The sequence below is a fragment of the Paenibacillus sp. JT22N7 genome, from assembly GCF_059383875.1.
Genome location: NZ_JBXENY010000025.1, coordinates 1 through 3,728 on the forward strand (window position 1 = coordinate 1; position 3,728 = coordinate 3,728).

Consider the following 3,728-nt stretch of genomic DNA (forward strand, 5'->3'; position numbering starts at 1 on the left):
GGTAGCTCATGGCTGATTCTCCTGTGTAGGGGTAGTGTGGTAACTTCATTCTACACACGAATCGGTCATGGGTCATTTTTATGTGTCGCACTTCATATTACAATCCGTCATAACTAAAATCGGTAAGCATAATACCCCTCCAATTCGGATAATCTCGAAAAATCCAATAATTATATAACTTGAAATCTATAAAGTGGCATATATTATTTCCCTCCGCAAAAAGACCCAGTGATAAATATATCATGGTTATATCCTTTTATTCATTAGGAGATTTTGTCGAATTATGTCTTTATATGTCGATTTTCAATATGAAATTATTATTTTTGCTCAACAAAACAAAATCTTCTATCTTTTTCATCTTATTTCTACATAATTAGCTTTAGTTTTTTATTGAAGTTTTAACCCATTTGATATTTTGGGTAAAGTTCTAATAGTGTTATTAAGATAGATAAAGTAGTAAAAGATTTTGGGGAGTATTGTCATTGAATGGTCGAAGATCCGGAAATATAACGAACGTTCGAACTTTGTTTTAATATGTCGAAATTTAAGTTGAAAATAAAATTTCTTATACTTCAAATGAATTTATATCGTAAAATTCATTAATTCCACAAATAGTAATAGCCCATGACTGTATCACGTGTAGTTCAAGCTTATCATTTCCCCTACACGGAATATTCAGGCATGAGCCGTATTGAAGCAGAATTAAGCTTCAGTCAGTATATATTCATAATCAATAACTTTCCAATTCGTGACTAATCCCGTTTCATTACCATATAGTTTTTTGAAAATATTGAACTTAATTTGGCTTTGAGACAACCCTGTATTCCATATTCGCAAATCAGACAGCTTGCCTTTAAACGTGTAGTGGTTCGCTCCGCCTTCTACATACCCGCCAATATTTACTTTATTCCCCACACTTACAGGGCGTTTGCTAGATGTTGCTGCAAAATCCCTTAAAGTTTGTTTCACACCGTCTATATACAGTTCGACATTGGTCGGGGTTATTTCTCCGTTATAAAATACCGCCGCTACATGCACCCATCGGTTTTTCAATGTTGCCGACGGCACTCCCATAATATCTCCGTTGAAAATATTAAATCCGAACATACCCCCCGCTATATATAAATCATATCCTGGATACCAAGCAAACGGCATCGCAGCCTCTGTACCATCCCAGTACATCCAAAATTCGACGGTATTTTTTCCACCTGCTGCTGTATTAACACCGTTACTTGAAAGCTCCATTACTTGATCCCCAATGAATGGCTTTGATTCTAACGGACTATCGGACAAGACCCATTCTCCCACAAGTCCCTGCTCATTTCCTGCTAGCTTGCGATACATACTGGATTGAATTTGACCAGCAGACAACCCCGTATTCCAAATTCGCATATTGGACAGCTTGCCTTTAAACGTGTAGAGATTCGTTGCGCCTTCTGCATACCCGCCAATATTCACTTTATTCCCCACACTTACAGGTCGTCTGCTCGAGGGTGGCGCAAAATCCCTTAAAGTTTGTTTCACTCCATCTATGTAGAGCTCGACATTTGTTGGGTTTATTTCTCCGTTATAAAATACCGCTGCTACATGTACCCATCGATTTTTCAACGATGCTGACGGCACTCCCATAATATCTCCATTGAAAATATTAAATCCAAACATGCCCGATGCTAGATACAAATCATATCCTGGATACCAAGCAAACGGCATCGCAGCTTCTGTACCATCCCAGTACATCCAAAATTCGACGGTGTTTTTTCCACCAGCTGCTGTATTTACGCCATTACTTGAGAGCTCCAGCACTTGATTTCCATTAAATTGCTTTGATTCTATTGGACTTTCGAACAAGACCCATTCTCCCACAAGTCCCTGCTCGTTTCCTGCTAGCTTGCGATACATGTTAGATTGAATTAGATCAGCAGAGAGCCCTGTATTCCATATTCGCATATTGGACAGCTTGCCTTTAAACGTGTAGTGGTTCGCTCCGCCTTCTGCATACCCGCCAATATTCACTTTATTGCCTACACTTACAGGACGCCTGCTTGAGGTTGCTGCAAAATCCTTTAAAGTTTGTTTCACTCCATCTATGTAGAGTTCGACATTGGTTGGGTTTATTTCTCCGTTATAGAATACCGCTGCTACATGCACCCATCGGTTTTTCAATGTTGCCGACGGCACTCCCATAATATCTCCATTAAAAATATTAAATCCGAACATACCCCCCGCTATATATAAATCATATCCTGGATACCAAGCAAACGGCATCGCAGCTTCTGTACCATCCCAGTACATCCAAAATTCGACGGTATTTTTTCCACCTGCTGCTGTATTAACACCATTACTTGAAAGCTCTAGCACTTGATTCCCATTGTAAGTCAACCTATTAGTCGGACTCATTATAACGTTCTTCTTTTGAAGCAAATTCCCATTCTCATCATAGTTATTTTTCATAAAACGTCCTGATGGTAAATGAATATAATCAAGCAAACCATTTTCACCATATATATATTTTGTTCCTGATTTAATAGCAGGCTGACCTTGGGAAGCATAAATACTTCCAACAGAATGGTACTGACCTAACATCGCAAATATACATATACTTATTATCATTTTGTAGCCATATGAATTTTTCACTACTCTACTCCTTTTATATTAGTCTTGTTACATTTTATCAATTGAAAACAATGCAATAAAGAATTCCTTCATTCCCCTAAAAGACCCAACAACAAATATACCATTCTCTATTCCTATATTTCATTAAGATATTTTGTCTAATTATAGATTTAAATGTCGAATAAGTAGAAGTAAAAGGTTATTAACACTGATTTTGATGGAATTTGAGATGTATTCTTCAACTTTTAATGAGAGTGCAATAAACTGCACATTAAAAAAAGCCCAGAGCTAATTCTTATGTATGAGGAAATCAGCTACCCCTACACAAAATCAGCCATGGGCTAAAAACAAGTTAAATAAACATCTTTCAATCTTTTTTAAGATATTATCCTTTTTATTAACTCAACATTATCTAAATCCAAATAAGCTTTTCTGCACCACCAACTGCAAACCTGATTTTCATTTGGTCGAATGATAAGCTAATTGAGTACCATTAAAATCATATTCAATGACTCCAAGTACTTTATTACCATTTGTATTAAGTCCATACCTCATATCAGCAAGGACTGTATAATTTTGTATCCCTCTTACCGGTATCCATTCTGAATCCGCATATTGATAAGATGCCACATCTCCCATTCCATTATAAAGACGATAAATACTTTTCCCTTCTGTAGGCACATAAGGAGCAATTACAGCTTTACTTCCTTCACTAGTACCATTCCGCCATTTAACCTCCCAAAAGTCAGGTGGATTATTTTGATTCCTATCATCTTCAAAACTATAATTATACTAAAAGTCAGTCAACTTCAGCATCCCTTTTACGTTATAACTTTGACTGCCTTTCATAAACATCACCTGTGAGACATTCGCACTATCTCCAGTATTGGAAAAGCTAGTTTTTGGGCTTGTCGTCTTTCAACTACCCCTGCAGTAATGATTCCATAAGTTCCAGTGACCCCTGACGCCTTATACTGGCCCCAGCCATCTGCTCCCCTATCTGTTCTTTTATTTGATTCAAAGCCACCATTGAACACTTGATTAGCCTCTTCTTGTAAGGTCACAGTTACTCCATCCAGATATACCGTGCCTTGGGCATTGCTTGCCGTTGCGCT

Annotated in this window: 2 protein-coding genes; both read right to left on the reverse strand. The window is 37.5% G+C overall.

All coding sequences use genetic code 11. From position 1 onward, the window contains the following. Nucleotides 1-702: 702 nt before the first annotated feature. Nucleotides 703-2,634, reverse strand: coding sequence for a LamG domain-containing protein (locus AC50Y5_RS32665; RefSeq protein ID WP_494865789.1), 1,932 nt, complete (start codon nt 2,632-2,634; stop codon nt 703-705). A gap of 833 nt (nt 2,635-3,467) precedes the next feature. Then, nucleotides 3,468-3,728 (reverse strand): hypothetical protein (locus AC50Y5_RS32670; RefSeq protein WP_494865790.1); only part of this gene is annotated, 261 nt, incomplete at its 5' end.